General features: G+C 69.8%; 17 protein-coding genes. 10 read left to right on the top strand and 7 right to left on the bottom strand.

What is annotated here, in order from left to right; translation table 11 throughout:
- Positions 1-60: 60 nt before the first annotated feature.
- Positions 61-816 carry a DUF3105 domain-containing protein gene (locus ACFY3V_RS02820; RefSeq protein ID WP_389769314.1) on the top strand — a complete coding sequence of 252 codons (756 nt, stop codon included), beginning with the start codon at positions 61-63 and terminating at the stop codon, positions 814-816.
- Between the two features lie 65 nt (positions 817-881).
- Here the strand turns inward: ACFY3V_RS02820 and ald are convergent, their stop codons facing one another.
- Complete coding sequence (ald, locus tag ACFY3V_RS02815; protein ID WP_389769311.1) at positions 882-2000, bottom strand: alanine dehydrogenase; 1119 nt, start codon at positions 1998-2000, stop codon at positions 882-884.
- Between the two features lie 107 nt (positions 2001-2107).
- Positions 2108-2938 (bottom strand): hypothetical protein, encoded by an 831-nt coding sequence (locus ACFY3V_RS02810; RefSeq protein ID WP_389769308.1) that lies wholly within the window; start codon positions 2936-2938, stop codon positions 2108-2110.
- Positions 2939-3109: 171 nt separating this feature from the next.
- On the opposite strand from ACFY3V_RS02810, the gene ACFY3V_RS02805 reads away from it, so the two are divergent.
- Positions 3110-4159, top strand: coding sequence for an excalibur calcium-binding domain-containing protein (locus ACFY3V_RS02805; RefSeq protein ID WP_389769305.1), 1050 nt, complete (start codon positions 3110-3112; stop codon positions 4157-4159).
- Between the two features lie 40 nt (positions 4160-4199).
- On the opposite strand, the gene ACFY3V_RS02800 is transcribed toward ACFY3V_RS02805, so the two are convergent.
- The 3 genes from ACFY3V_RS02800 to ACFY3V_RS02790 form a co-directional block, all read right to left on the bottom strand.
- The gene (locus ACFY3V_RS02800) at positions 4200-6422 is read right to left on the bottom strand and encodes a molybdopterin cofactor-binding domain-containing protein (RefSeq protein ID WP_389769302.1); all 2223 of its coding nucleotides are present in this window, start codon (positions 6420-6422) and stop codon (positions 4200-4202) included.
- A gap of 204 nt (positions 6423-6626) precedes the next feature.
- Positions 6627-9539 (bottom strand): BTAD domain-containing putative transcriptional regulator, encoded by a 2913-nt coding sequence (locus ACFY3V_RS02795; protein WP_389770210.1) that lies wholly within the window; start codon positions 9537-9539, stop codon positions 6627-6629.
- A gap of 534 nt (positions 9540-10073) precedes the next feature.
- A complete protein-coding gene (locus ACFY3V_RS02790; protein ID WP_389769299.1) occupies positions 10074-10493 on the bottom strand; it encodes a LuxR C-terminal-related transcriptional regulator in 420 nt (139 codons plus the stop codon).
- Positions 10494-11848: 1355 nt separating this feature from the next.
- On the opposite strand from ACFY3V_RS02790, the gene ACFY3V_RS02785 reads away from it, so the two are divergent.
- The 4 genes from ACFY3V_RS02785 (at position 11849) to ACFY3V_RS02770 (ending at position 16599) form a co-directional block, all read left to right on the top strand.
- On the top strand, positions 11849-13141 hold the full coding sequence (locus tag ACFY3V_RS02785) for a helix-turn-helix domain-containing protein (RefSeq protein ID WP_389769296.1): 1293 nt from the start codon (positions 11849-11851) through the stop codon (positions 13139-13141).
- A 233-nt stretch (positions 13142-13374) separates the two neighbouring features.
- Positions 13375-13968, top strand: coding sequence for a copper resistance protein CopC (locus ACFY3V_RS02780; RefSeq protein ID WP_389769292.1), 594 nt, complete (start codon positions 13375-13377; stop codon positions 13966-13968).
- Entirely contained in the window at positions 13965-16007 is a 2043-nt protein-coding gene (locus tag ACFY3V_RS02775; RefSeq protein ID WP_389769289.1) for a cytochrome c oxidase assembly protein, read from the top strand. Before ACFY3V_RS02780 ends, ACFY3V_RS02775 begins: the two co-directional genes overlap by 4 nt.
- Before the next feature lie 178 nt (positions 16008-16185).
- Positions 16186-16599, top strand: a complete 414-nt coding sequence (locus tag ACFY3V_RS02770) for an ATP-binding protein (RefSeq protein ID WP_362895782.1) — start codon at positions 16186-16188, stop codon at positions 16597-16599.
- 128 nt (positions 16600-16727) lie between these two features.
- On the opposite strand, the gene map is transcribed toward ACFY3V_RS02770, so the two are convergent.
- Positions 16728-17576, bottom strand: a complete 849-nt coding sequence (gene map / locus ACFY3V_RS02765; RefSeq protein WP_350947405.1) for a type I methionyl aminopeptidase — start codon at positions 17574-17576, stop codon at positions 16728-16730.
- Between the two features lie 44 nt (positions 17577-17620).
- Here map and ACFY3V_RS02760 point away from each other — a divergent pair, with 44 nt between their 5' ends.
- Positions 17621-17803 (top strand): hypothetical protein, encoded by a 183-nt coding sequence (locus ACFY3V_RS02760; RefSeq protein ID WP_389769284.1) that lies wholly within the window; start codon positions 17621-17623, stop codon positions 17801-17803.
- Between the two features lie 71 nt (positions 17804-17874).
- On the opposite strand, the gene ACFY3V_RS02755 is transcribed toward ACFY3V_RS02760, so the two are convergent.
- Complete coding sequence (locus tag ACFY3V_RS02755; protein ID WP_350947407.1) at positions 17875-18453, bottom strand: hypothetical protein; 579 nt, start codon at positions 18451-18453, stop codon at positions 17875-17877.
- A gap of 123 nt (positions 18454-18576) precedes the next feature.
- On the opposite strand from ACFY3V_RS02755, the gene npdG reads away from it, so the two are divergent.
- From npdG to ACFY3V_RS02740, 3 genes are all read left to right on the top strand, one after another.
- On the top strand, positions 18577-19254 hold the full coding sequence (gene npdG / locus ACFY3V_RS02750) for an NADPH-dependent F420 reductase (RefSeq protein WP_389769276.1): 678 nt from the start codon (positions 18577-18579) through the stop codon (positions 19252-19254).
- A 174-nt stretch (positions 19255-19428) separates the two neighbouring features.
- The gene (locus tag ACFY3V_RS02745; RefSeq protein WP_389769273.1) at positions 19429-20601 is read left to right on the top strand and encodes a trans-sulfuration enzyme family protein; all 1173 of its coding nucleotides are present in this window, start codon (positions 19429-19431) and stop codon (positions 20599-20601) included.
- Between the two features lie 81 nt (positions 20602-20682).
- Complete coding sequence (locus ACFY3V_RS02740) at positions 20683-21594, top strand: threonine/serine dehydratase (protein ID WP_389769270.1); 912 nt, start codon at positions 20683-20685, stop codon at positions 21592-21594.
- The last annotated feature ends 57 nt before the right edge of the window (positions 21595-21651 follow it).

Raw genomic sequence — 21651 nt, 5'->3', positions numbered from 1 at the left:
TCTCCACATACGCCGGTAGGGCATAGGGTGACCCGAAGTTGTTTGCCGGCTGGAGGGTTGATGACCAAGGAAAAGGCGCAGGCGAGGCGCGAGCACCTCAACCGCATGCGCGATGAGCAGAGGCGCAAGGAGCGCAGGGCCGCGCTTCTCATGTGGGGTGCCGGAGGTGCCGTCGTCGTCCTGCTGGTCGCGGTCGTCGCCTACTACCTGGTCAACGAGCGGGCCGCGACCTCACTGGACAACGTCGCCACCGCGAAGTACACGGGCAGCCAGCACACCCAGACCAAGGTGACGTACAAGGAGAACCCGCCGATGGGCGGTGAGCACAACCCGGCCTGGCAGAACTGCGGCATCTACGAGCAGCCGATCAACAACGAGAACGCCGTCCACTCCATGGAGCACGGCGCCGTGTGGATCACCTACCAGCCGGATCTCCCCAAGGCCGAGGTGGACAAGCTGAGGGAACTGGCCTCCAAGGACTACATGCTCCTGAGCCCGTACCCCGGCCTGCCCTCCAAGATCGTGGCCAGCTCCTGGAACAACCAGCTCAAGCTGGACAGCGCGTCCGACGGTCGTCTGCCCAGGTTCATCACCAAGTACAAGAACGGCCGGGACACCCCCGAGCTCGGAGCGTCCTGCAGCGGAGGCGTGGGCACCACCACCGCCGAGGCGCCCATCCCGGAGACCGCGCCCAGTCAGCCGCCGGGCGCCCCCGACGGGTCCGCGGCTCCCAGCGACGCCCCGGCCACGGACGCTCCCGCGACCGATGCCCCGGCCACCGACGCCCCGGTTCCCAGCTCCACCCCGGCGCCCTGATCCGGCCGGTCGCGACGCCGGTGACGCCGTCCTGACGAGGCGCACCGGCCGCACCGGGCCCGCGACTAGGCCCGCAGCACCTGTTCCAGGGGCACCGCCTCCAGCCCGTGAGCCTCGGCCACGGGCCGGTTGGTCAGGTGCCCCTCGTGCGTGTTCAGGCCGGCGGCCAGCGCCGGATCTCTCCGAAGGGCCTCCCGCCAGCCCAGCTGGGCGATCGCGAGGGCGTAGGGGACGGTCACGTTGGTCAGCGCGTACGTCGAGGTGTGCGGCACCGCGCCCGGCATGTTGGCCACGCAGTAGAACACCGAGCCGTGCACCCGGTAGGTCGGGTCGGCGTGGGTGGTGGGCCGGGAGTCCTCGAAGCAACCGCCCTGGTCGATGGAGATGTCCACCAGGACCGACCCCGGCCTCATCCGTGAGACCAGCGCGTTGTCGACCAGCTTGGGAGCCCTCGCCCCCGGGATCAGCACCGCGCCGATGACCAGATCCGCGTTCAGCACCGCCCGTTCGATCTCGTACGTGGAGGAGGCGATGGTCCTGCAGTGGCCCTTGTAGATCATGTCCGCCTGGCGGAGCCTGTCGACGTCGCGGTCGAGCAGCAGCACCTCCGCCTGCATGCCGAGCGCGATGACCGCGGCGTTCATGCCGGAGACCCCGGCGCCGATCACGACCACGCTGGCCGGATGCACTCCCGACACCCCGCCCATCAGCACGCCGCGGCCGCCCCCGGGGCGCATCAGGTGGTACGCCCCCACCTGGGGGGCGAGCCGCCCGGCCACCTCCGACATGGGGGCGAGCAGCGGCAGGGAGCCGTTCGCGTTCTGCACGGTCTCGTAGGCGATGCCGGTGACCCCGGTCTCCAGCATGGCCCGGGTGCACGCCTGCGAGGCGGCCAGATGCAGGTAGGTGAAGAGCACCTGGCCCTTGCGCATCCGGTGGTACTCCTCGGAGATCGGCTCCTTGACCTTCAGTACCAACTCGCCCGCGGCCCACACCTCGTCGGCCGAGTCCAGGATGGTCGCGCCGACGCTCTGGAAGTCGGCGTCGGGAATGGAGGACCCCACCCCGGCGTCCTTCTCGACGAAGACCTCGTGGCCGTTCCTGATGAACTCGTGGGCCCCGGCGGGGGTGAGCGCCACGCGATATTCGTGGTTCTTGACCTCGCGGGGAACGGAGATTTTCACGGCTCCTCCAGGGTGGGCGCGTGTCCTCTACATTCACTGTGCGTTCCCCGAAAGAGAGTCATCACGCACAAGGCGGCAGGAATGGGGTCAGAGTTGATGACATTCCGTCAGCAATCGCCGACGTTCGGTTTCCCGAAGGGTGTCGTGACGTGCGGGGTTACCGGCTCCCCGCACCGGTCGGTAGGCTCGCCGCGAGCAGATGCGAGGAATACGGGGATATGACGATGGGGATGCACGCGGGGCAGGGTGAGCCGCCCGTACCGCAAGGGCCTCCAGGAGGGTCTGACGACCCTCCTGACGCGCCGTGGTCCTCGCCCGGCTCCTATGACGCCTTCACCCCACCGGGGCGTTCTGACGCCCCGTCCGGACGTCACGCCCGCGGTCCCGGCAAACCGGACGCCGGCCCCTCCGGCGCCTCGGACGGCTCCGACGGCCCGGACGGCCACACCGCCTTCGGCGCCCCAGGTCGCGGCGATCGGGGCCTCGGCGGCCCGGGTCCCGTTCCCGGTTCCGATCACGGTTCCGGCTTCGACGCCTTCGGCGGTTACGGCCGCGTCGGTCCTGACCGCGACGCCTTCGGCGGTCCCGGCAGGGGCGGCTCCGACGTCGACGCTCTCGGTGATCCTCGCCGAAGTGGTCCCGGCGGCGACGCTTTCGGTGGTTCCGGCGGTTCCGGCTTCGATGCTTTCGGTGGGCCTGGTCGGGGTGGTCCTGACGGCGACGCTTTCGGTGGTTCCGGCGGCTCCGACGTCGACGCTCTCGGTGATCCTCGCCGAAGTGGTCCCGGAGGCGACGTCTTCGGTGGTTCTGGCGGCTCCAATTTTGATGCTTTTGGTGCTAAAGGTTCTAGTTTCGACGCTTTTGGCGCCAGTGGGGTGAGGCCCGATGGTCCCGGTTTCGGCGACCCGGGTCCCGGCGGTGCGAGTTTCGGCGATCAAGGACCGAGCGGTCTCGGCTTCGAGAAGACGGTTCCCCTGGGGCAGGGCCCCGGCGATCCGGCGGACCCGATCGTGGAGGGGCCGGGCGGCCCGGTTCCCGAGGGGCCGGGCGGCCCCGGTTCCGACCTTCCGCCTCCCGCCGGAGGAAAGGAACTCCCCGCTCGAGGACCCGTGAGCCCGGGCCCCGGCGGGCCGATCCCGGGCACGCCGGGGACCGGCGAGAAGCGGGCCGGAGAGCCGCCGGAGGGGGCGCCCAGGGCGAGTCGCGCCACGACCGCGATCCTGGTGACCACCCTCGTCGTCGTCGTGCTGATCACCGGCGTGCTCGGCACCATCGCGGTGCTCATGACCCGCAACCCCGACATGCCGCTCGGTGGCACACCACCCAGGCGGCTGGCGAACCCCATTCACTTCGCCCCGGTGACCGAGGTGAGGCCCGGAGCCTGCACGGTCGCCGAGACCTATCCCGACGACCTCGGGCAGAACTGCTACTCGCTCGGCGCGGGGATCACCGTGAACGCGGTGAGGAAGATCGAGACGATCCAGGAGAAGAGCGGCGCCTACTCGGTCAGGATCGCGTTCGCACCCGCCTTCCGCGAGCAGATCAACGACCTGACCGCGGAGGCGGTGAACGCGGACGACCCGGTCAGGCAGCAGATCGCGATCGTCGTGGGACAGAAGGTGGTGGCGGCCCCCAAGGTCGCCCAGACGATCACCGACGACAGCCTGAGCATCGCGGGCTCCTTCACCAAGGAGCAGGCGGACGCGATGGTCGTCAAGCTGCTCGGCTCGGGCGACGTCGTCCCGCAGCCGTCGGACGTCCCGCAGCCGAACGGATCGGTCTTCACCCCGCCCGCCGACCCGGGCGCGACCCCTCCGGCGAACCAGCCCCTGACCCCTCAGGGAAACCAGAACCAGCCCGTGACCCCCACCGACAACCAGCCGGTGACCCCTCCGGCGAACACCAACGGAGACCCGGCCGCCACGAACCCCTCGGGAACCTCTGGAACCTCGGGGACCGGCCAGAACCGTCCGGCGAACACCACGGGAGCCACCTCGGGGAACACGTCCGCCGAGGGACTCGACCGCAAGTTCGCCACCTGCAAGGCCGCGAGGGAGAACGGGTACGGCCCCTACACCCGGGGTGTCCACGAGGAGTACCAGTGGTACATCGACGGGGACAATGACGGCGTCGCCTGCGAGTCGGGAGACGCCGGCTGAGATCGGCCGACGTCGGCCGATGCGGCCCTCTCCTCGACGGTCATCCCTCCAGGGCGATGTCGTGGGGGCGGATGGGCACCCGGGGCAGCCGCAGACCGGTGGCGGCCCGTACGGCGGCGGCCACCGCGGGAGTGGACGAGAGCGTGGGCGGCTCGCCCGCGCCGCGCAGCCCGTAAGGAGCGTTCGGGTCGGGATTCTCCATGATCGACAGCCGCATGGGCGGCATGTCGAGGATGGTGGGGATCAGGTAGTCGGTGAACGAGGGATTGAGCACCAGCCCGTCACGGACCTGGATCTCCTCCATGAGCGCCAGTCCCAGGCCCTGGGCCGAGCCGCCGTGGATCTGCCCCTCCAGTGCGAGCGGGTTCATGATCTTTCCCACGTCCTGCACGGCGGCCAGCTCGACCACCTTGACCAGGCCGAGCTCCACGTCCACGTCCACCACGGCCCGATGGACGCACAGGGCGAGTTGGGTGTGCGAGTCGCCCTGGCCGGTGAGCGGGTCCAGAGGGAAGGTGGGCCGGTGCCGGTACTCCCTCGTCTCCTCCACCGCACCGGCCCGCTCCAGCGCCTCCACGAGGGACGTCCCGTCGCTCGTCAGCTTCGCGAGTCGTTCCCGCACGGCCTCGCAGGCCGCCCTGACCGCGCCTCCGGTGACGTAGGACTGGCGCGAGGCGGACGAGGACCCGGCGGAACCGACCGAGGTGTCCGCCCCCGCGACCGTCACCGCGTCGATCCCCAGCTCGGTCCTGGCGATCTGCTCCTGGACCATCAGCAGGCCCTGCCCCACCTCGGCCGCCGCCGTGTGCACCAGGACGTGCGGCTCGCCGCCGATCAGCTCCACCCGCACCCTCGCGGTCGAGTAGTCGTCGAAGCCCTCGGAGAAGCAGATGTTCTTGATGCCCACGCCGTACCCGACACCGCGCCGCACCCCCTCGCCGCGCGTGGTCTGCGAGACGCCGCCCGGCAGGCTCCGCAGATCCGGTGAGTCCGTGGCCTCCGGCGCGGCGGGCAGCGGCATCGCGTCGAGCTCCCTGAGCATCTCGGCGAGCGGCGCGGGGGAGTCGATCACCTGTCCGGTGGCCAGCACCGACCCCTGGGAGACCGCGTTGCGCACCCTCACCTCGACCGGGGAGATCCCGCACGCCTCGGCGAGCCGGTCCATCTGCGACTCGTACGCGTAGCACGCCTGTACCGCGCCGAAGCCGCGCATCGCGCCGCAGGGCGGGTTGTTGGTGTAGACGCCGTAGGCGTCGATCCAGACGTTGTCCACCTCGTAAGGCCCCACCCCCAGGGAGGCCGCGTTGCCGACCACCGCGGGAGAGGTGGAACAGTAGGCGCCGCCGTCCAGCAGGATCTCCGCCCGCACGTACAGCAGCCTGCCGTCGTGGGTGGCGCCGTGCTCGTAGCGCATCCGGGCGGGGTGGCGGTGGACGTGGCCGTAGAAGGACTCCTCGCGGTTGTAGACGATCTTCACGGGGCGGCCGGTGCGCAGGGCCAGCATGCACGCGTGGACCTGCATGGACAGGTCCTCGCGCGCGCCGAACGCCCCGCCCACCCCGGCCAGGGAGAGCCGCACCTTCTCCTCGGGCAGCCCCAGGCACGGCGCGATCTGCTCCCGGTCGGAGTGCAGCCACTGCGTGGCGATGTACAGGTCCACCCCGCCGTCCTCGGCGGGTACGGCCAGGCCGGACTCGGGGCCGAGGAACGCCTGGTCCTGCATGCCGACCTCGTACTCGCCGGTGACGACCACCGGGGCCTCGAAGGTGGAGCCGACCCGGATCGGCTGGTGGCGCAGCACGTTGCCGCTCTCGTGGACCGAGGGGCAGGAGGCGTCGAAGGCGGCCCGGCGCGGGTCGGTGACGGCCTCGCGGACCTCGTAGTCCACCACGACGGCCTCGGCCGCCCGCCTGGCGCGCTCGGGGTGGTCGGCGGCGACCAGCGCGACCGGCTCGCCCTGGTAGCGGACCTGGTCGACGGCGAGCACCGGCTGGTCCCTGTGCTCCAGGCCGTAGAACTTCGCGCCGGGAACGTCCTCGTGGGTGAGCACCGCGTACACACCGGGCATGGCGAGCGCGGGGCCGATGTCGATCGAGCGGATCCACGCAGACGGATGCGGGCTGCGCAGGGTGACCCCCCAGATCATGTCCGCCAGGTACAGGTCGGAGGAGTAGGCGAACTCGCCCGTCACCTTCAGCGTCCCGTCGGGGCGCAGAACGCTCTCGCCGACGCCGCGATGCTGCCGCGTTTCGATGCCACTCATGTCAGCAGTACATCAGCCGGGTGCGGGGGAGGACATGGCAGGCACGACGGAACGCCGGGGGCGACCGTTGGCGACTCTTGCGGTTGCGCCCGGCACCCGGGCGCTGACCGGCCACGGCTCCTGCCGTCGAGCGGCCCGCGAAGCTCCCGGAACCACCCACGGGCGCATCCGTTGCCGTGTCACCGCCCTGGCCGGGACAGACGCCTAGCCCAGGGGCGTGACCGGCTCTTCCCGGGCCAGGACAGCCTCCTCCGTCAATGCCTGCTCCTCCACCTCCGCGTTCCCCCTCTCCCTGGCCGTCGCGAGGGAGCGCGCGAGGTAGGCCGAGGCCTGTTCCGTGTCGCCGAGGAGCCGGTGGGAGCGGGCCAGACCGAGCAGCAGGTACGGTTCGGCGACGCTCAGCCGCTCGGCGCGCGCGCAGCCGAGAGCGGCCTCGAAGGAGGCCTTGGCCGACACGGCGTCCCCCCTGCTGAGATGGGTCTCGCCGATCCTGTTGTGCACGGACGCCTCCTGGTACCGGTTGCCGTCCTTGCGGCACATGGTCAGGGCTTCGTCCAGCACCTCCAGCGCCTGCTCGAACCGGCGCAGGCCGTTGTATCCCGCTCCGAGCATGGTGAGCGCGTAGTGCTCGCCCGACCTGTGCTCGATCGCGTTCGCGATCTCCCGTTGTTTCCGGGCACAGTCGATGGTCTCCTCGTAGCGGCCCAGTTCGAGGTAGTTCATGGCGAGATTGCCCAGTGCTCTCTGCTCCCCGTGCGCGTCGGAGAGCCGGCGATACAGGATCAGCTGATGCCGGAGGTGGTGCACGGCCTCCGCCGGGCGGTTGGCCATGTTCAGCGCGAGACCCGCGAAGCCGTGGGCGTACGACTCGATGCTGTGATCGTCCAGCCGCCGGCCGATCGCGAGAGGCTGCGAGCTGATCTCGAGGAGCTGGCCGTGGAGACCGGTGTGGTGGAGGTGCCAGAACAGTGCGAAGACCAGGGCCACCCCGAGCCGGGCGGTTCGTTCCCGGGAGGCGGACATCGCCTGGGAGGCGGCGGACAGTAGGTTGGCCTGCTCCCGGTGCAGCCAGTCGCGGGCCTCCTCGCACGAGGTCAGTGGGAGGGGTGCGGCGCTGAGGTCGACGTCCGTCTGCGCCGGGCGCGGGTAGCGGCCCACCTTTATGGCCAGGCGGGTGGTTCCGACGTACGAGCTCAACGCCCGGTCCAGCATGGCGTCGCGGTCGGCTTCGGGCTCCTCGCTCGCGGCCTGCTCCTTGGCGAACAGCCGCACCAGGTCGTGCAGCCGGTATCTTCCCGGCTCGTCCATCTCCGCGAGGTGCGCGTCGACGAGCCGTTCCATGGCGTGCTCCGCCATCTCCACCGAGACGTCCAGCAGGGCGCCGACGATGTGCGCCGTCACGTCGGCCGTCTGCAGCACGCCGAGGGCGCGCAGCGCGCGGGCGGCCGTCCGGTCGAGGAACTGGTCGCTGCCGGCGAGCGTGTCGTAGCTGACGGCCAGGCTGGTCCGTACCGCGATATCGCCCGCCGCCAGTTCCCTTAGCCGGCGGTGCTCGTCGTTCAGCCGGTCCACCAGGTCGGCCACCTTCCAGCGGGGCCGGTTCGCCAGCCGGGCTCCGGCGATGCCGACGGCCAGCGGCAGGTCCGCGCACAGATCGATCAGGTGTCTTGTGGCCTGGACCTCCTGGGCGACCCGTTCGGCTCCGATCAGTTTCGCGAGCATCGCCGAGGACTCGGTCCGTCGCATCCCGGAGATCGGCACGCGGGCGCAGTCGTCGAGCAGGGTGAAGCTCTCCCGGCTGGTCGTCAGGATCGCGTTGCCCCTCGACACCGACAGCAGCGGGCGGATCTGGGCCAGGTCGGCGGCATCGTCGAGCACGATGAGCATCTGGCGGCCGTCGAGTTCGCCGCGCCAGCGTGCCGCGGCCTCCTCGACGTCGGCGGGGACGGTGTGCGGGGGCATGCCGAGGTCACGCAGGAACCTGGTGATCACCTCGATCGGTTCGAGTCGTTTCATGCCCGGGGTGGCCCCGCGCAGGTTCACGTACAGCTGCCCGTCGGGAAAGCGGTCGCGGACCAGGTGCGCGGCCCGGATGGCCAGGGTCGACTTACCGGATCCCGGCGCTCCGGTGATCGCGACGACATGGTGCGGCGGGGAGCCGTCCCAGGGGGAGAGCAGTGCTCTCAACCGCACGAGCTCCTCCGCACGCCCGACGAAATCCACGGGATCACGTGGCAACTGCCGGACCGTCGTCCTCTCCGCCGCCGTACGGTTCCCGGAGGGCCGGGTGTGCGTCGGCTTCGGGGTGAGGGAGGCCACCGGCAAGGGCAGGTCGGACAGAGGGGCGGCGCGCAGGATCAGCTCGTGGCACCTGCGGAGACTCTCGTGCGGCTCGACGCCCAGCTCCTCCGAGAGCAGGCGCCGGGTCTCCCGGTAGATCTTCAACGCCTCCGCCTGCCGGCCGCAGTGGTAGAGCGCGGCCATGTGCAGCTCTCGGAGCCGCTCGCGCAACGGGTGCTCCGCGGTCAGGGTGACAAGCCGGGTGGCGGCGTCCTGCGGGTGTCCGAGCAGGAGCAGCAGCTCCGCGTGCAGTTCCAGCGCCACCAGGTGCAGTTCTCCCAGTCTGCGCCGCTCGAACTCGGCGAACGGGCCGGGGATTCCGCTCAGACACGGCCCCCGCCACAGTTTCAGCGCGTCCCTCAGGAACCGCAGGGCCGTCTCGTGGGAGCCTTCGGCGTATGATCTCCGGGCCTGGTCGAGGTGTTCTTTGAACACTTCGGCGTCCACCTGCCCGGGTTCGAGCCGCAGAGCGTATCCGCCCGAGGTGGAGGCGAGCAGCCTCGAAGGTCTTCGTGAATCGCGGTCCGGCTCCAGTGTTCGCCGCAGTTTGGACACGTACGTGTAAACGCTCTGCTCCGCGGTCTTCGGCGGATCCGCCCCCCACACGCCGTCGATCAACTGGTCTTTCGTAACCGCCCGTCCGGTATTGGCGGCCAGGACGCAGAGAATCGCCTGCTGCCGGGGCTCTCCCAACTCAAGTTCGTCGGAGAGTCTACGGACGACCACCGAGCCCAGCATGCCGATGTGGAAATCCCCCGGCCGGGGGCCGTCATCCATCCTCACGATTTCGTCGGTCCTGCCCATTCGGATCCCCACATGCGGTCAAGCATGGCGTAGCGAATTCGCGGAAGCCAAGTCCAGCCGATGGGTTCGCGTCGAAGTGGAGGTCGCGTCATCCTCCGCCCGGATGCCGTAAGAACGCGGACGGCATGATTTCGATCACTTCCCGCGCATGCCCGATCGCATTTTGTATTCGAGATGGGACGTCCGGGAACCAGCCATGAATCAAGTCGGGCGATGGTCTCCGCATGTCCCCGGGAGTGTCCGCGAGAGCGATTCCGGGTGGTCGTGGCCAGAACGCCGGCCGAAACCATTCAGGCCACTCTGGGAGAGTCCTGAGAACGCGTGATCCACCGAGGCCGGAGGGATTCTCCAGGACTCTCGCGGTGGTCGGCGAGACATACCAGACCGGATTCGACGCGAACCTGACCGCCGCGCTCGTCTGCACCGACGATGAGAGGCCGCGCTCCGGAAACCACGACGGGCGCCTTCCGGGCACATGCCCGTTACCGGAAGACCAGGAAGCAGAACCTAGACGATTCCCGCTTTGGCGATGCGGATCCCCGCCTGGAGTCTGCTGTGCGCCCCGATCCGCCCCATCGCGTTGGCCATATGGCGGCGCACGGTGCGGGAGGTCAGCCCGAGCCGGCGGCCGATCACCTCGTCCGTCATGCCCTCCGCGGCCATTCGCAAGATGGTCTTCTCCTGCTCCGTGAGTGAGAACGGCGCCGTCCACCCCCGCGGACGCTGTTCGGCGCGTGACCAGACGTGCTCGAACAGGTCTCCCAGCAACGAGAGCAGCACGGGGGTGCGCACCACGGCCATCCGGGACGCGTGGCCCGTCAAGGCGATATGGTCGTCGATCACCATGAATCTCTCAGAGATCAGCGGGTCGACCCTCAGCTCCACGGACGCGGGGAAACCGGCTGTTTCGTACGGCGAATCGACCACGATCCTTGTTCGCACTCCCGGCGGGATGCCAGGGGAATCGAAAATCTGGAGAAACGTAGTGTTTCTTCCTGGTTCAGGAAGAAACACATCTATTGACCGTTTCGCGGATGAGCACAGGGTTTCGGCGTCTTGTCGGACCTGGGATCGCTCTCCCCCGGAGGGCGGGACCGGTAAGGAGTGGGTCATGTGCCCCTCGCGTTCGTCGTCCGGGCCGGCGGTGGCAGGGGTGCTCGGCAATGCCTTCTCGGGCCAGGCCCGAAGAGGCGAACTCCCGCCACCGGACTTCGCCGGATCATTCTGGGATTCTCGCCGTTTCACTGTCGCAGGTGATTCTAGAGATCACCTAGAGACGCTCGCGGGCACGTGCCGTGTGCGCCGGGGCGAGAGGCCGAACTCAAGAGAGGTCGAGGTGGGGGCGAGTCGCCCGCGCTCGCTGCTTTCCCCGAGGCTTTCCCGTGGGCGGATCATGCTCGTTTACTTTCCTGCGGGTCGTGCGCATTCCTGGTTTTCCGTGAGCCGAAACAGTCCGGGGCTTTCTTTGCGTCCGCCGCGAAATGGCCGTCCGTCTTCCCGGGCTTCGGCTGACCGCTTTAGGACATTGACTTGATGGTGGATTGTTTCAATATATTTTCAGGGTGACGACTGATTCCAAACGTGAAGGTGCCGAGGGGGTGCCCGGCGCAGGGGTTCGTGAGCCGACCGGCCTGCGGACCGGTCGGCGACGAAGAGCAAGCGGAACGACATGACGCCGATGAGAGTGGCCGAGCGGCCGTCATCTGCCCGGTCGGCCAGACTGGAGTGAGCCGTGACCTGCGATGAAGTCGTACGCGTGTGACGCGAGCCGAACACGGGTGTTCCTCCGGCCGGGATCCCCCGTGAAGAGCGATGATCTTCACGGGAGGGTTCGGATCCCGGCTCGGCCATGATCGGTGGCGCCGACTCCGGGGCGCGGGCGCCCCGGTGTTCAGATTCCCGTCCCGCTGGAGCGCGCATGACGGACGCCTGCGCGCTCACATCGGTGCGAGCACACCGAACCCGACGGGTGGACGGCTCACTGGCTGGAAGCTCTCCACGGAGGGCGGGGTGTGTCGTTCCTTGTCCTTCGGCCGGGCTGAGTCGTCGCTCAGTCCGGGTAGCTCCAGCCCAGGTAGGCCTGGGCGCTAGCCGTCTGCAAAGAATACTTGCCGGTGTCCTTTAGGGGGGCAGACGAATCAGCACTCGCGGTCGTAACATTGCCGGTGACGGCAAAAGTAGCCGTAAACAGCATGGCGAGGGCAGACAAGGCAAGACGTCGGCGCACGGGGAGACTCCTGTCGTAGGTTCTGCTGCTCAAATGATATCTTTCAAGGGGTAACGTGACCGGTCAAGACTTGGTGGGGCAGCGCATCAAAACCGCCCGTCGGCAACGGGGTCTTTCTCAGGCGCAGCTCGCTCATCCAGAGCTGTCGGACAGTTACGTCTCTCTCATCGAGAGTGGCAAGCGTACTCCGACCCCCGCGGTGCTGGAGCTTCTCGCGGAAAAACTCGACTGTTCCCTGACCTATCTGATCAACGGCGTCACCGCCGAGCAGATGCAGGAGATCGAGCTCGCGCTGAGCTACGCGCAGATGGCCCTGGACAACGGCGAGGTCGTCGAGGCCCGTAACCGTTACGCCGAGCTTCTCGCCGACAGCGGCCTGGCCGGCCTGCCCCAGCTGCGGCAGGACGTCGAGTACGGCCTCGCCCTCGCGACCGAGGCCTGCGGTGACCTGGAGGGGGCGATCGTCCTCTTCTGCGGGCTGCACGAGAGCGACACGACGGTCATGAGCCCCGATCGTCACATCGCGGTCGCCGTCGCGCTCTCGCGCTGCTACCGCGAGAAGGGAGACCTGGCCCAGGCGATCCAGGTCCCCGAGCAGATCCTCACCGGTGCGGTCAGGCCTGCCTGGACCGACAGCCTCATGAGGCTGGGCAGCCAGCTCTTCGCCGCGTACGTGGAGCGGGGTGACCTGCTGCGGGCCCGTCAGTTCGCCGCCGAGCTGATCGCCGCCGCCGAGCTCCTCGACACCCCGACGGCGCTCACCCTGGCGCACTGGGGCGCCGCGATCGCCGCCATCGAGACCGGTCACGCCGACGAGGCGGTCACGCACGCCGAGCGCGCCCTGGCCATCGAGTCCGAGTACGGTGACCCCCGCCGGCTGGCCCGGCTGCGTGGCGACTACGCCCAGGTCATGCTGATCGCCCGGCCCATGGAGGCCGAGGCCTGGCGCGATGTGCTGCTCAAGGTGGAGAAGGAGCTCACGGAGAGCTCCGCCGGCTCGATCACCAAGATGCGCTGCGCGATGAGCCTCGTCCGGGCGGAGCTGCTGCTCGCCCGCCCCGACCGGGCAGAGAAGCACATGAACTTCGTCTGCGGCCTGCTCGACGGCATGCCCAAGGCCCTGCAGGCGGAGGCGCGCCTGTTGCACGGCGAGACCCTCGCGGCGCTGGGCATGCAGGCCGAGGCGTCGCGGGAGCTGTCCGCCGGGGCCGAGTGCCTGGAGCAGGCGCCGGAGACCCGCTTCACCGCCCATGCCTGGCTGACCGCGGCCCGCGTCCTGGAGCGGATCGACGAGCCCGACCGGAGCGTCGACGCCTACAAGCGGGCGATGGCCTGCGTCGGGCTTTGAGCTCCTCCCCGGCTTGGAAACCGGAGATTCCCCCGTCGCGTCGCGGTCAAGCAGCGCGCGGGGGTCGGCGCGCGCCTTGGCGGGCACTCCCGGGCACGCCTTCACCCCCGACCTGAAGGCCGGAGCACTGCCCCGCATTTCGGTAGATCGAGACGGTGAGGGCGCCCTGCGGGGACGCGGATCGGACAGGGGGGTCGAGACCGCGCGGTCTCGTCGGTAGCCTTGTGGTTGCCATGAAGACTTCCCCTGTCGCGGTCGCCCTCGCGCTTCTCGCCGCCCTCGTTCTCGGCACGGCCTTCGCCTCGCCCGCCCTCGCCCATGACCGGCTCAAGAGCAGTGATCCGGCCAAGGGCGCGAAGGTCGAGAGCCTGGAGGAGGTGAAGCTGACGTTCAGTGCCTCGGTGCGCTTCCCGAACGTCGTCGTGCGCTCCGGCGACGAGACGTACCAGGACGGCAAGCCCGTCGCCGACGGCCCCGTGGTGACCCAGAAGGTCAAGGGAGATCTACCTCCCGGCGCGTACGTCATCGCCTACCGCGTCGTGTCCTCCGACGGCCACCCGATCGAGGGGGAGATCCCCTTCACCCTGCTCGGTTCCGCGGAGCCGTCCCCGTCGCCGTCCTCGGCGAGCCCGGAACCCGCGGAGAGCGCGGAGAGCACGGCCGCCGAGAGCACACCGGTCGCCACGCTCAGCCCGGCCGCCGCAGGGCGGTCGGAGGAATCCGGCTCCTCGGGAGGCGTCCCCGGCTGGATGTGGATCGTCGTCGGAGGCCTGACCGGCATCGGCATCGGCCTGTTCCTCAGCATGCGCGGCAGGAAGAAGACATGAGCAAAACCGCGCGGTCCGCGCAGGCGGCACAGGTCGAGGCGCCGGCGAACGGCCGGGTCGTGAAGCTCGCTCTGGCGGGCGCGGCGGCGGCCGTCGCCGCCCTGGTGATCGCCATGATCGCGGGAGGTGCCGCGAGCCCGCGCATCATTCCCGGCCTGCCCGACCAGGGTTCCTTCACCCGCTGGGGCCTGCCGCTGGCGAAGCTGACGATGGACGCGGCGGGCGTGCTCACCGTCGGCACGCTCCTGGCCGCCGCGTTCCTGCTTCCCAACGACAAGGGCCTGCTGGGCAAACCCGCCCTCGGCTACGTCAAGGCCGCCTCCTGGATCGCCCTCGTCTGGGCCGGGGCCGCCGCGGCCACGATGGTGTTCAGCCTCTCGGAGGCGCTCGGGCTGCCGGTGGCCGACGTGCTCGGCGGCGACGAGCTCACCAGCTTCGCCAGCCAGGTCTCCCAGGGCATCGCGCTCACCCTGGTCGTGCTGTTCTCGGTCGCGATCGCGCTCTTCGCCCGTGGGGCGATCACCGCCGGCGCGGCCGGCGGCCTGCTGGTCCTCGCCCTGGCCACCATGCTCCCGCCCGCCCTGACCGGCCACTCCGCCTCCTCGCCCAACCACGATCTGGCCACCACCGGCGTCGCAGTCCACCTGGTCGTCCTCGCCCTCTGGGTGGGCGGCCTCGGCGTGCTCTGCGCGCACGCGCTGCGCCGTCAGCCGCACCTGGAGATCGCCGCCGCACGCTTCTCGTCCCTCGCGCTGTGGTGCTTCGTCGGGGTGGGACTGTCCGGCCTGTTCAGCGTCCTGGCCAGGCTCAGCGCGATCTCCGAGCTGTTCACCTCCGCCTACGGCCTGCTGCTGCTCGCCAAGACGGCCGCGTTCGCACTGCTCGGCGCCGTCGGCTGGTGGCACCGCACCCGGACCCTGCCGTTGCTCGCGGCGGGCGGATCCGGCGCGTTCCTCCGCTTCGCCGGAGGCGAGATCGTCGTCATGTTCGCGGCCGTCGGCCTCGCCGTCGCGCTGTCCCGCACCGCACCGCCCCCGGCGATCCTGCCCGTCGACAGGGCCTTCGAGGTGCTCGGCTACACCATGCCGCCGGAGATCTCGCTCGCCAACCTGGCCTCGCTGTGGTGGTTCGACCTGTTCTCCGGCACGATCATCGCCCTGCTCGCCGGTCTCTACCTCGCCGGTGTCGTACGGCTCACCCGGCGCGGTGACGCCTGGTCCAAGGGGCGTACGGCCGCCTGGTTCACCGGTGTGCTGATCCTGCTGATCGCCACCCAGAGCGGTGTCGCCCGCTACGCCAAGGTGCTGTTCAGCGCGCACATGGCCGAGCACATGACGCTCTCGATGCTGGTGCCGATCTTCCTCGTGCTCGGTGCGCCCGTCACCCTCGCCCTGCGCGCGCTCAAGCCCGCCGCCCGCAGGGGCGACCGGGGGCCGCGGGAGTGGCTGACGACGATTCTGCACAGCAGGTTCGTCCGCTTCATCGCCCATCCGGCGATCGCCACCGCGATCTTCATCGTCTCCACCTACGCGCTGTACTTCACACCGCTGTTCGCCGCCGCGATGGAGGAGCACCTCGGTCACATCGTGATGACGGTGCACTTCCTGCTCAGCGGGACCCTGTTCTTCTGGGTGATCATCGGTGTCGATCCGGCCCCCTACCGGCTGCCGCACGTGGCCCGGCTCATCCTGCTGTTCGTGACCATGCCGTTCCACGCGTTCTTCGGCATCGCGCTGATGAGCATGAGCACCGTGCTCGCCTCCGACTGGTACGACCAGCTCGGCCGGACCTGGGGCGCGTCCGCGATCGAGGACCAGCAGACCGGCGGCGCCATCGCCTGGGCGTTCGGCGAGATCCCGACCCTCATCGTGCTTATCGCGCTCGCCTACCAGTGGTGGCGCCACGACGATCGCGGGGCCCGCCGCGCCGACCGCCGTGCCGACGCCGTCGCGGCCAGAGACGGTGGCAGTGGCGATGCCCAGCTCGACGCGTACAATGACTACCTGGCCAAACTCAACAGGCGAGACGGCGCGGAGTAGCCGGACAGCTACGGCCTTCTATCTTCGAGCCCCCTTAAGGACACCTCCCGGTAGCCTGTGTTTTCAGGGGGCTCGTGCTCACCGCAGCGGGTGCGGCGCTTCGTCATCGCGCGCCACGCCCATCCACATATCCGGTCGGGGGGCCGGGGGCTGCAATGTGCATCAGGAAGGTTGAGCAGTGTCCGAGGAAGTGCGCGTACGCGAGGGCCGAAGCCGAAGCCTCGCCCAAGCGCTCGAAGAGCAACTCACCGAGTGGGCCGAGCGCACCGGGATCGCCGTCGAGATCTGGGCGCTGCCCGCCCAGGACGTTCCGCCCAGGGTCGCGAGAGCCGTGCTGGCCGTGCTTGAGGAGGCGCTGGCCAATGCCGAGCGGCACAGCCGGGCCCGCGTCGTCTCCGTCGCCGTCACCTTCGGGCGCGGCGGCCTGCGTATGACGGTGAGTGACAACGGTGTCGGCTTCTTCGGAGAGGCCGCGGGCCGGGGCATCACCGCGATGCGCACCCGTTTCGAGCAGTTAGGCGGCACGCTCGGTGTCAACGGCGTTCCCGGCGAGGGGACCACCGTCACCGGAGTGGTGCCCCGCCAGGACTGACCGGGACATCGAGCGGGCGGATCCCCGATGGAGGCGTCGGCCCAGGGGGTCGCGTCGCTCCGGACCTTCGGCCCCTCGGACTTCAGGGACTCTCCGGCCTGAGACGCCGCCATGGAGCGGGCCGGGACTCAGGGGAGTGTCAGGATCTCGTGGCCGGTCTCGGTCACCAGGATGGTGTGCTCGAACTGGGCGGTCCGCATGCGGTCCTTGGTGACGGCGGTCCAGCCGTCGGGCCAGATCTCGTAGTCGATGGTGCCGAGCGTGAGCATGGGCTCGATCGTGAACGTCATGCCCGGCTCCAGCGTGACCGCGAGTGACGGGTCGTCGTAGTGGGGGACGATCAGGCCCGAGTGGAACGTGGTGCCGATGCCGTGCCCGGTGAAGTCGCGGACCACGCCGTAGCCGAACCGCTTGGCGTAGGCCTCGATCACGCGACCGGCCACGTTGAGCTGACGGCCGGGGGCGATGGCCTTGATGGCCCGGTTGGTGGCCTCGCGGGTGCGCTCGACGAGCAGGCGCGACTCCTCGTCCACGTCGCCGACGAGGAAGGTGGCGTCGGTGTCGCCGTGCACGCCGTCGATGAAGGCGGTGATGTCGACGTTGACGATGTCGCCGTCGCGCAGCACGGTGTCGTCGGGGATGCCGTGGCAGATCACCTCGTTGATCGAGGTGCACAGCGACTTGGGATATCCCCGGTAGCCGAGGGTGCTGGGATAGGCGCCGCGGTCGCAGAGGAACTCGTGACCGATCCGGTCGAGCTCGTCGGTGGTGACGCCGGGCGCCACGTGCCTGCCGACCTCTTCGAGTGCCTGGGCCGCCAGCTTGCCCGCGACCCGCATCCGCTCGATGATCTCGGGGGTCTTGACGTCGGGCTCGCCGGTCTTCGGGGTTTTCTTCCCGACGTACTCCGGCCGCCGGATGTGAGAGGGCACCTTGCGGATAGGGGAGATCCGCCCGGGCTGGAGCAGTGTCGTCATGGTCCCTCAGTCTAGTTGTGCTTCTCACTGGGCAGTATTGCCGCATGAGTGATCAATGGTGGTTCTGCCTGAGGCACATGGCCGTCGAACCCGACGAGGGATGCCCGAACAAGGACAGGATGGGGCCGTACCCGACACGCGAGGAAGCCGGCGCCGCGCTGAAGACCGCAGCCGACAGGAACGAGGAGTGGAAGGAGAGCGACCGCGCCTGGGACGGGGACGACTGAGGCCGTCGGCCGGTGCGGACCGTGGTCGTCGGGGCCGTCGCGGGGCCGTCGCGGTGCGCCGAGCCGCGGACCTAGTCGGCGACCTGAGGACCGCTGATCCGCTCCAGTAACCTCGCCAGGCGGTCGCGCAGGCCGGGACGGCGCCCGACCTCGCCCGCGGCCATGCTCACCAGGTGCTGGGCCCCGTCGAAGGAGAACGGCGCCCGCTCGGGAACCGTCAGCGCGTCGTGGGCCAGACCCGCCAGATCCGGGTCGCCGCCGTCCAGGGCGAGGATCGTCGTGCCGGTCCTGCGGGCGTCGCTCACCCGTTCCAGCAGCGCCTCGGGGGCGCGTTCCTCGGTCACCACGAACAGCGTCTCGCCCCGCCCCGCCCGCTCGATCCGCTCCAGACCGACCCGCAGGTGCGCGGGCGCTTCGGGGGCGGGCGCCCAGCGGACCAGTGTCGGGGCGAGCTGGGGCAGTCCGGAGAACCTCGCCTCGTCACTCAGGTGCGCGGTCAGGTGCCAGGGCTCCTCCTGGGGTGTACCGACCACCAGCAGCCCGCCGGGGGAGCGCGTCGCGCGAAGGGCGAGGCCCAGCTCGCGGGTCCGCTCGACCCAGCCGGTCGAGGCGAGGATTTCGCGCAGCAGTGTCACCGACCCGGCGTCCATCGCACCATCGTGCCCCACAGACCCCGCGCCGATCCTGGAAACGCGCCCCTGAGAAGATCGGGGCAGGCGATATGGTCGCTGGAGTCCGGTCTTAAGTGGCCGGGGGACGATAAGGAGCGCTGAGTGAGCATTGATATTCCGGACGTGAGCGGGATTTCGATCGGGATCCTGGGCGGAACCGGTGACCAGGGCAAGGGCCTGGCCCGGCGGTTCGCCCTCGCCGGGCACACCGTGCTGATCGGCTCGCGGAGCGCGGAACGGGCTCAGGCGGCGGCGGAGAGCATCGGCGGCTCTGTGCGTGGCTCGGTGCGTGGCGCGGACAACCCGGCCGTGGCGGCGGAGGCCGACGTGGTGATCGTGGCCACTCCCTGGGACGGGCACCGTGCCACGCTGGAGTCCCTTCGCTCCGAACTGGCAGGGAAGATCGTCATCGACTGCGTCAACCCGCTCGGCTTCGACAAGCAGGGGGCGTACATGCTCCCGGTCGAGGAGGGCAGCGCCGCCCAGCAGGCCGCGGCCATCCTGCCCGACAGCCGCGTGGTCGCCGCCTTCCACCACGTCTCGGCGGTCCTGCTGCTGGACCCCGAGGTCGAGGAGATCACCCTGGACGTGCTCGTGGTGGGTGACGACCGCGAGGCCACCGACACCGTCCAGGCGCTGGCGGGCCGGATCCCCGGGGTGCGCGGTGTGTACGCGGGCCGTCTGCGCAACGCCCACCAGGTCGAGGCGCTGACCGCGAACCTCATCTCGATCAACCGCCGCTACAAGGCTCACGCGGGTCTGCGCATCACCGACATCTGACGGTCGCTCATGGTCGCGGGAGCCGGGGACGGGGCGGGGTGCATGGGCTTCGTCCGGTGGCCGTTTGCCGAAATTCGACCCTCAAACCGGGCCAATCTTGCCTGATTGGATCTGACAAGTAGCTCGTTGGCCGGACATTCTTGACACATGACTGATTCTCGTCCGGAGAGGCGCATGACTGGTTTTCGTCCGGAGACCCGTACCGTCCACCTGCCCCAGCCGCCACTGAACGGCAGCCGTCCCATCGCGGTGCCGATCTACCAGACCTCCGGGTTCGTCTTCGACGATCCGGCCGTTTTCGCCGACGGGATGGGCCGTCCGGACGGAGCCTTCGTCTACGGGCGGCTGTCGAATCCGACGGTCCGCTCCCTTGAGGAGGCCGTCGCCGGACTGGAGGGCGGCGTCGGCGCCGTGGCCACCGGCTCCGGCATGGGCGCCATCAACTCCGTACTGCTCGGGTTGCTGAAGCCCGGCGACCACCTGATCGCGCAGAAGGCCCTCTACGGCGGCACCGCCGGGATGATCAACGATCTGGTGGGGCGGTTCCAGATCGAGGTCTCCTACGTGCCCGAGGACGACCCGGCGGCGTTGCGCGCGGCCGTGAGGCCCGAGACGAGGCTCGTCTATCTGGAGACCATCGCCAACCCGGTGACCCAGGTCGCCGACCTGCCGGGTATGTGCGCCGCGGCCCGCGAGGCCGGACTGATCTCCGTGGTCGACAACACCTTCGCCTCCCCGATCCTGTGCAGGCCGATAGAGCACGGCGCCGACATCGTGGTGCACTCCACGACGAAGTACCTGAGCGGTCACACCGACGTGCTCGGCGGGATCGCCGTCTTCGCCTCCGACGAGCTGTACCGCAAGGTATGGGCCTTCAACGTCAAGCTGGGCGCCAGCGCGGACCCGTTCGCCGCCTGGCTCACCCTGCGCGGCATCCAGACACTGCCGCTGCGGATGGAGCGCCACTGCTCCAACGCCCGCGAGCTGGCCACCCGCCTGAACGCCCATCCCGCCGTCTCCGTCGTGCACTGGCCGGGACTGCCCTCCCACCCCTCCCACGAGCTGGCGGCCAAGCTCCTGCCCGACTTCGGGGGAGTCTTCTCCTTCGACCTGGTCGGCGGGCGGGAGGCGGGGGAGCGGTTCATGAGCTCGGTGAAGCTGGCCCTGCTCGCCCCGTCCCTCGGTGGCGTCGAGACGCTCATCCTGCATCCCGCGACCACCTCCCACCACACCCTCGCGGCCGAGGAGCTCGCCAGGCACGGGGTCGGTGAGGGTACCGTGCGGGTGGCGGTCGGCATCGAGCACGTCGAGGACCTGTGGGCCGACTTCGAGCAGGCTCTTGCCTGAAACCGAGGGAAACCCGATCATCGAGGACTCCCGCACCGCGGCACGGGGCCGCTTTCTGATCGTTTCCGGGAGGGAGCACGTATGAGGGTGTCCGTCGGGGATGTGGAACGGGCCGCCGAGCGCATCGCGGGACATGTCCTGCGCACGCCGGTGGTCGAGGTGTCACCGGGGTTGTTCCTGAAGCTGGAGGGGCTTCAGCATTCGGGGTCGTTCAAGGCGCGGGGAGGCTTCAACCGCGCTCTCGCCTGCGGAGAGATCCCCGAGGCCGGGCTGATCGCGGCGAGCGGGGGCAACCACGGCCTGGCGGTGGCGTACGTGGCACGCAGCCTCGGCGTCCGGGCGGAGGTGTTCGTGCCGACGGTCTCCAGCCCGGTGAAGGTCGCCGGGCTGCGCGCGCTCGGCGCGAGGGTGACCCGGATCGGCGATGTCTACGCCGAGGCGTACGAGGCGTCGGTCAAGCGCGCGGCCGAGACAGGTGCCCTGGACATCCACGCCTACGACCAGGCCGAGGTGGTCGCGGGACAGGGCACGGTGGGCCTGGAGGTCCTGGAGCAGACCGGGGGAGTCGACACGGTGATCGTCGCGGTCGGCGGCGGTGGGCTCGTCGCCGGTATCACCGTCGCACTCGGTGGCCGTGCCCGCGTGATCACCGTCGAGCCCGAGCTCATCCCGACCCTGCACCGGGCGCTGGAGGCGGGCGGGCCGGTCGGCGTCGAGGTTTCCGGGGTGGGGGCCGACGCCCTGGGCGCGAGCCGGGCCGGCGAGATCGCCTACGAGATCACGAGCGCGGCGGGGGTACGGAGCCTTCTCGTCTCCGACGAGGCCATCGTCGAGGCGCGGCGCGAGCTGTGGCGGAGCCACAGGATCGCCGCCGAGCACGCGGGGGCCGCGGCGTACGCGGCCCTGCTGTCCGGCGTTTACTCCCCGGCCCCCGGCGAGCGGGTGGCCGTCGTCGTGTGCGGCGCCAACACCGATCCCGCCACGCTCGTCTGACAGTTCTGGCAGTGAGGGGGGAGGTGAACGCCTCCCGGTGAAGTCCGGCTCGTCGTC

This window comes from Streptosporangium sp. NPDC000095 (genome assembly GCF_042899335.1).
Taxonomy (GTDB): Bacteria; Actinomycetota; Actinomycetes; order Streptosporangiales; family Streptosporangiaceae; genus Streptosporangium.
Note: the sequence above shows the minus strand (reverse complement) of the source record. Positions and strands in the feature narration are given on the sequence as shown.